This is a genomic window from Duncaniella muricolitica (assembly GCF_910574735.1).
Lineage (GTDB): Bacteria > Bacteroidota > Bacteroidia > Bacteroidales > Muribaculaceae > Duncaniella > Duncaniella muricolitica.
In genome coordinates this window covers 24,532-32,272 of the sequence record NZ_CAJTCF010000044.1, presented here as the reverse complement: position 1 = coordinate 32,272, position 7,741 = coordinate 24,532, and the positions used below count along the sequence as shown (strand labels likewise).

Here is a 7,741-nt window from a genome sequence, read left to right as displayed (position 1 = left end):
ATCTTCCGCTCGCAAATGCGCGGTGTCCGAGACCGCGATTTCTTCATCTTCCGCCTGGTCAAACTGTACGCTTGAATATTTAACACTTCGGTCTACTCAATTTAACATATGCACTGGAATTTCGGCTTGGGCCTAAGAAACACAAGTTTTATAAGTCATTGGCAAAGCAAGTGCTTTATGAAATAAAAAAACTTTTGTTTCTTATGAGACTTGTGTCCTTTTGTATCCCCCTCCCGGGCAATCAGGGATAAAATATAAGAGGGCTGTCATCCGACAGTCCTCTTTTGATGCGATAATGATTGGTTTTATCTACTAAAAAACTATTTTTGCAACCGTATTCTTATTGGTATCGATTTCTTATATCTTGTAAGCCTGAGTAGGCTTGTTGATTTCTACAATGCAAAGTTACGACGAGTGTGTTACAAAGATGTTATAATTGTAACACAATGTAATGACACATATGTGACATCGCCGACTTTAACATGTTTAACATAACGCGCGGGTCGATTTAACACTTTTCATGTCCGACTGCCATTCACGAGACTACCGACGCGACAAAACAAAACGCGGGGCTGTCATCTCGACAGCCCCGCGTTTCTTAACCTTAAATCTAATACCATGAAAACACAGTGCAAATAATAGTAACTACATCATTAAAACTCCTGCAAGGGTAAAAAGTTCACGGCCATAATCGGTTTAACGTTTGTTAACGGTTTGGCCCAAAAAAAAATTGTAATTTTACAAAAAACTAAGAACGATATTATAATACAATATGAACGCACGCATTTTAGTGATTGATGATGAGGAGTCAATCTGTGAAATCGTAAAATATAATCTGCTCAAAGAGGGCTATGAGGTAGACGTTGCATATAGTGCCGAGGACGCACTTGAAATGGATCTGAAACCCTATGACCTTTTTATTGTCGACATCATGATGGAGAGGCTCAGCGGATTTGACTTTGCCAAGACGCTGCGCAACTCCGACGGGATGGAAAATGTACCCATTATATTCTGCTCCGCACTCAACGGAGAGGACGACACTGTGATGGGACTTAACATTGGTGCGGACGATTATATCACCAAGCCGTTCAAGATGAGTGAAATGGTGGCGCGTGTCAATGCCGTGTTGCGTCGTGCCGCCATGGCGCGCCGCGCCGCTCAGGCAGCCGTCGCCCCGGTAGTTTCGGCCGATCCGCTCGAGAGTCGTATCGAGTACCAGACCCTGGTAATCGATCCCAACGACAAGACTTGTCAGATCGACGGCGAACTGGTGCCTCTGACCAAGACAGAATTTGAGATAATATTTTTCTTCCTCACTCACCGCAACCGCATCTATTCGCGCGAGGAGATAATACGCCGCGTGTGGGATGACGACGTGGTGGTGACAACCCGCACTATCGACACCAACATCACGCGCCTGCGTAAGAAGCTGGGTGCCTACGGCAACAATATCGAGACCCGACTGGGATTCGGATATGGCTTTAAGGAGAAGGATTAACTATCACTGGCAACTGTTTCTGCCCATCGCGTTAAGCCTGTGCATCGTCTTTGGGCTCATTATCTGGTATCAATACAAGCGCGAGGCTGACTATAGGGCCGAGATGCTAACCTCGCAGCTCGGACTGATCAATAATCGTGTGCTAAGGGCTTATGAAGCCGACCAGACGCTACGTCCGATCAACTCGTTTATCGCTTCCTACTTTGCAGGTTCGCCGTTTGAGGACGTGCGCATTACTGTTTACAACAGGGAGGGCCTGCTGGAATATTCGCTCGGCATACCCCTTCCGTTTGACCGCGGGTCGATGTCGGTAATCAGCCGGATTGACGAAGGTGCCGATTGTCGCGAACTCGTGCGCGACAACATGGGCGACACCTACTTTCTAAGCCGTGCCGAGAGCGACGACGGCCGTATCATGGTGCTTTCGGCCCTGCCGTTTGATGCCGACGTGAGCGATGCCATTGATGTCGACTCGACCGTGTGGGTGGTCATAGGCGGATGCATGTTTCTGACACTGTTCATCACCTATTACTTCACACGCATGCTCACACGCAGCGTCACGCTGCTCAAGGACTTTGCCTACCGTGCCGCCACTGGCGGACATTTCACCGGCTATGACAAGTTTCCGCGCAATGAGCTCGGTGACATCTCCCGTCAGATAGTGGCTCTCTATAATGAGAGGGAGAGGGCCGTCGAGCAGATACGCAAGGAACGCAAGGTGGCCATACACGCCATCGAGGAGAAGGTGCGCGTCACCCGTCAGATGACCAATAACATCAATCATGAGATCAAGACCCCTGTCGGAATAGTGCGCGGTTATCTCGAGACGATACTTGCCGACCCCGACATGGATACAGCCACACGCACCCGTTTTCTCGAGCGTATGCTCAGCAACGTTGAGCGTCTCTCCGGTCTGCTCAACGATGTCTCGATCATGACCCGTCTGGAGAATGTCGGTGATAAGATTGCTGTCAACAAGGTGGATATGTATGACCTTGTCTATCAGATTGAATATGACATGCCGGCCAATAATCTTGCCGGAGAGATGGAGTTTTCGTTTGACATCCCGCTGGAATGCTATGTGGCCGGAAACTACGGACTCATCAACGGCATGATATGCGGCCTCATACGCAATGCGGCCATGTATTCGGGCGGCACTAAGATAGGCTTGCGGCTCATCTCGGAGAGCGAGCGTTTCTATATGTTTGCCTTCTACGACAATGGCAACGGTGTGGCCGAGGAGCATCTGCCTCACCTGTTTGAGCGGTTCTATCGAGTCGACACGGGCCGTTCGCGCAAGCAGGGCGGCACAGGTCTCGGTCTGCCCATCGTCAAGAGCACGGTAGTCACTCACGGCGGCACCATCTCTGTCCACAACCGCTCGACCGGTGGCCTCGAGTTTATCTTCTCTCTCCCCAAGTGGACAGGTGATTGAGTTTAAAATATAGAGTTTAAAGTATAGAGGGGGATGCCGGACTAATCGTGCATCCCCCTCAGATCATCAGGCTGTTCCGGCGGGGTGGATAAGCGTCCCCCCCCATACTGACAGGCTGCCCCAACAGAGACGCTTATCGGTACGATTGACAGGTACTAATAAAAGACACATACAATAAACGCTGCGGCCTTGGTCGCAGCGTTTATTGTATGTATCGGTTTGGGTTATAAACTCTAAACTATAACCTTTATACTCTATAATGCTAAACTCTACTTGAGATCTTTAAGCAGGGTCTTGACGGCGGTTATGAGCTGGTCGTCGTGTCCTTTGACGATGAGAGCCGGGTCATTGGCCACCTTCACGTCAGGCTCGAGCTGAGTATTTTCGAGCAGATTGCCCTCGGCAGTGCGGAAACCTACCACGGGGATGCCGAAGTAGAGCGACGGATCCTGGAGAGTCACCCAGTTGACCGAACTCATGGTACCCGGAACGGGCATACCCACGATTTTGCCGAGCTTATTGTGCTTATACATCCAGGGAGTACCGTGAGCGTTGGAGTAGTTAGCCTCGCCCGTAATCATAATCGAGGGGCGCAGCCAGCGTTTTGAAGGCATCTCGCCGCTCTTGACGCCGCGTATCTCCTGAGTGAGATATTTCTTACCGCTGAAGAGTATCTCGATGTCCTCGTGCAGACGGCCGCCACCGTTGAAGCGGGTGTCGATTACGATGCCCTCGCGGTCGGCATAGCGTCCGAGCACATCGGCATAGATGCTGCGGTATGACTCATCGTTCATCGACTCGATATGCACATAGCCCAGACGTCCGCCCGAAATCGAGTCGACGATGTGGCGGTTGCGTTCCACCCAGCGTTTGTAGAGCATGTCGCCCACGCTGCCGGCATTGGTGGGAAGCACTACTTCCTCCACCTTCTCGCCGTCGGGAGTGGTAAAGGCCACGAGAGTCTTGGTGCGCACACGGTTGTTGAGGATGGTCAGCGGGTCGGTGTCGGCCGAGAGCTTCTTGCCGTCAATGGCTGTGATGGTCGAGCCGGCCTTCATCTTGGAGTTTACACGGTCAAAGGGACCCTTCTTGAGCACCTCGGCCACAAGCAGGCCGTCGCCTGTATAGGCCATGTCATAGAGCAGACCGAGCGAAGCGGTAGGCTCGTTGGCTCCGCCGGCACGATAGCCGCTGCCGGTGTGGCTCACGTTGAGCTCGCCGAGAAGCTCGCTGGCAAGCTCGGAGAAATCATAGTTGTTGTTGATGTGTGGGAGGAACTTGCGGTAGTTCTTGCCGAGACCCTTCCAGTCGGTGCCAAACATGTCCTCGACCAGAAAACGTTTCTCCTCCTGGTCGAGAATGTAGTCATACATATACTCGCGCTCTTTGGCCAGGTTGATTTCCTGTGAGCCTGAGAAGGAGATATTGGTCATGTTGCCGCTTGGAATCGACATCTTGCGGAGATCTTTGCCTATAAGGAAGAGATTCTTGCCGGCGGCGTCTGCCACAATCGAGGTGGGGCTGCCTATTTTCTTAAACTGTGTGGTGTTGCCTTTGCGGAGGCTCTTATTCCACATGTCATAGCTGTTCTCGACGCTGGCGATGAAGTAGAAGTTCTCGCCGTCGTTGTCAACATAGGCGTCGGCGATGTTGGACGAGAAGGGGGTCAGACGCACGATGCGGTCCTGGATGCCGTCGGCCTCGATGGTAATCTTCTTGTCATCCTTCTTGTCGCCATCCTTTTCGCCATCCTTTTTGTCTGATTTCTTATCATCCTTTTTGGAGTCTTTTTTAGCGTCTTTTTTGCCCTTTTCGGGAGTGGCGGCAGGCTTTTTCTGCGACTTCTCCAGCTCTTTCAGCAGGGCGAAATCCTCGTCCGAGAGGCGATAGCGGTCATAGGCCTCCTGATTGGTGAAAGCCATGAGTATGTCGGCAGTCGAACCCCATGAGGCGTGGTTTTTCATACCGTAACGGTCGCTCTCGAAGATTACGGCATTGCCGTTCATGACCCAGCGGGGATTGAAGTTGGAGTAAGCGTCATCGGTGATGTTGATGAGCTCGCCTGTGGTGGCGTTGATGAGGGCTATGTCATAGTAGGGGTCGCGCTGGTGCACGTCGATTGTAGCCACGAGCCATTCGCTGTCGGGCGACCAGTCGAGCGATATGCCGCCGTTGCGGGCTGTATAGGTCTCGCCCTTGGTGAGCAGTTTCACCTTCTTGCTCTTAAGGTCGGCCACGGCTATCTTGTTGCCGTCCTGTATGAACACCATACGCTTGCCGTCGGGCGAAATCTGCGGGTTCTGGCGCGACACATTGTCATTGGTCGGGAAGAACGGCTCCTCGTCGATGAGGGTAGCGTTGGCAAAGTTGGGGTCTTCCTCGCGTGCTATGGTAGCCTTATATATATTGAGGTGTCCGTCGCGGTCGGAGGTGTAATAGATTGTGCGGTTGTCAGTGCCCCATGAGGGAGTGCTCTCGGCCTGGGGAGTGTGGGTGATCTGGCGTGTGGTGGGATACTCTACCGAGGTCACGAAGAGGTCGCCGTGGCTGATAAACGCCATCTGCTTGCCGTCGGGCGAAGGCATGGCCTGGGAGGCTCCGCTCAGGCGGCGGCGTACGGTCTGGTCTACGTCGTCGGTCACAATGTCGATTTTCACCTTGGCGGGTTTGCCCCCCTTGTCGCTCATGGTGTAGATCTCACCGTCGTAGCCGAAAGCCAGGGTGCCGTTGGCACCGCGCGAGAGGAATCTCACGGGGTGGGTCTTGAACTTGGTCACGGCTGTCACCTTGGAGGGGTCGGAGAGGGGGAAGGAATACACGTTGAAGCTGCCGCCGTCGCGCTCGCTCAGATAGTAGACGGTCTGACCGTCACCTCCAAGCACCGGGTTGCGTGCCTCGCCGGCATGCTTGGTGAGATTGGTGTGCTTGCCGGTCTTGGCATCATACATCCACACGTCGCGAGTCACCGACGAGGTGTGGTGTTTGCGCCACTCGTTCTCGGTGCCTTTATCGTCCTGATAGAGAAACGACTTGCCGTCGGGCATGAACTCCACGCAGTGGGCCGGAGTGCCGAGTATCTGGCGGGGGCGTCCGCCCTCGACGGGCACGCTGTAGAGCTGACCCATGCGCGATGACGGATACATGAGGCTTGCGGCGGGAGCCTGTATGGAGGCGTGATATATCACCGATTTGCCGTCGGGGCTGAAAGCCTGGGGTAACTCCGCGGCCGAGTTGAAGGTGATGCGCTTGGCCGCGCCGCCTTCGGCGTTCATTACATATATGTCTTGTCCGCCCTCGCGGTCGCTTGCAAACGCTATGGTCTTGCCGTCGGGCGACCATACGGGCATCGACTCGTAGGATGAGGCGGTGGTGAGGCGTCGGGCGGTGCCGCCGCCTACGGGCACGGTGAAGATGTCACCCTTGTAGGTAAAGGCGATGGTGCTGCCGTCGGGCGATATTTTCACATCGCGCATCCACAACGGGGTCACTGCCCCTGCGGAGAGGGTCATACCTGCAAGGAGTAGGGCCGAAAAGAGTTTTTTCATGTTTTGAATGTTATAAAGTATTGTGTGATTTGGTTTATCTATATCATGATTTTTTCCACTGGAGGCGTTGCAGATAGTCCGAGAGCCACACGCCGAGGAGGATGAGGGCACATCCGGTGCCGCCGATTATCGTCACCTGCTCGTGGAGTATGAGCATCGAGAAGATAAGAGTGACCACCGGCTGGAAATACAGATAGTTGGAGGCCTTGACGGCTCCGAGCTTTATGACTGTGATGGCCCACACCAGGAAGGCTCCAAGCGAGCATATCAGACTCAGAAACAACAGATTGTAGAGCACATTGGCGTTAAACAGTATGCTTATCGGGGCAATCTCGGGCTCGACAGCGAGAAACGGCAGGGCGGTGAGTATGCCGTAGAAAAACACTTTGCGCGTGATGAACTGTGCGTCATAGTGGGCGTTGAGCGGTTTGAGCAGCAGTCCGTATATGGCCCAGCAGAAGGCCGATAGGAGGGCGAGGAAGTCGCCCAGCGGATTGATACTCATGTTGAAGCTACTGTTGAATATCACAAGCCCGACACCTATAAATGCCACCACCGAGCCGACATAGGCCCCGCGTCCGGGGCGGTCGGTCTTGTAGACGGCACCCACGAGCAGCACCGTGAGCAGCGGGGGAATGGAGGTGATGAGCGACACGTTGCTCACGAGGGTGTATTGCAACGCGATGTTTTCCGAGATGAAGTAGACCGAACCGGCCACGATGCCACACAACACAAACAGCAGCTCGTCCTTGAAGCTATTGGCAAGAATGCGTTTGTGACATATGGCAAGAAGCGCGACATATGCTATTGTCGAGCGGTAGATGTATATCTCGATAGGGTGCAGACCGCTGTCGAGCAATACACGTGTGCTTATGAATGACAACCCCCAGGCTGTCACTGCAAACAGTGCGAAGATGTGATAGACCCAAAGGTTATTCCTGGCGGAAACGCGTTTTGTTTCCATGGCTTAACGTGCTTTTAGTTTTGTAAGATTGATGATTGGTATTAAACTCTATGCAAATGTAATGATTATTTTCTTATTGTCAAAAATGACGGATAAGGGTGTCAGAAAATTTTTCTATCATATCGGGCAAAGGGTAAAATAATTATTGTAATTCAAAATATATCTATCGATTAGTTGGCTATGCACCGAAAAACTCTTATCTTTGCATCGAGTGTACTATTATATCATGAAAAACATTCCGAGTACGTAACGCTCAACTATATTATTGTCGAAAAACAAGTTTTTATCAAAATCTAATA

4 protein-coding genes are annotated in these 7,741 nt (G+C 52.3%); 2 read left to right on the top strand and 2 right to left on the bottom strand.

Going from position 1 to position 7,741, the window contains the following annotated elements; genetic code table 11:
• The first annotated feature begins 772 nt into the window (after positions 1-772).
• Entirely contained in the window at positions 773-1,498 is a 726-nt protein-coding gene (locus QGT73_RS10605; protein WP_123618072.1) for a response regulator transcription factor, read from the top strand.
• Positions 1,476-2,933: a sensor histidine kinase gene (locus QGT73_RS10600; RefSeq protein ID WP_280122423.1), complete on the top strand. Its 1,458-nt coding sequence runs from the start codon at positions 1,476-1,478 to the stop codon at positions 2,931-2,933. Before QGT73_RS10605 ends, QGT73_RS10600 begins: the two co-directional genes overlap by 23 nt.
• Before the next feature lie 269 nt (positions 2,934-3,202).
• Here QGT73_RS10600 and QGT73_RS10595 read toward each other — a convergent pair whose 3' ends face one another.
• On the bottom strand, positions 3,203-6,478 hold the full coding sequence (locus QGT73_RS10595; RefSeq protein WP_280122422.1) for a S41 family peptidase: 3,276 nt from the start codon (positions 6,476-6,478) through the stop codon (positions 3,203-3,205).
• A gap of 43 nt (positions 6,479-6,521) precedes the next feature.
• Positions 6,522-7,442, bottom strand: coding sequence for a DMT family transporter (locus QGT73_RS10590; RefSeq protein ID WP_280122421.1), 921 nt, complete (start codon positions 7,440-7,442; stop codon positions 6,522-6,524).
• Between the last annotated feature and the right edge of the window lie 299 nt (positions 7,443-7,741).

Coding starts and splice junctions, on each gene's coding strand:
- QGT73_RS10605 (WP_123618072.1), top strand. CDS start 773: ATGAACGCACGCATTTTAGTGATTGATGATGAGGAGTCAATCTGTGAA.
- QGT73_RS10600 (WP_280122423.1), top strand. CDS start 1,476: ATGGCTTTAAGGAGAAGGATTAACTATCACTGGCAACTGTTTCTGCCC.
- QGT73_RS10595 (WP_280122422.1), bottom strand. CDS start 6,478: ATGAAAAAACTCTTTTCGGCCCTACTCCTTGCAGGTATGACCCTCTCC.
- QGT73_RS10590 (WP_280122421.1), bottom strand. CDS start 7,442: ATGGAAACAAAACGCGTTTCCGCCAGGAATAACCTTTGGGTCTATCAC.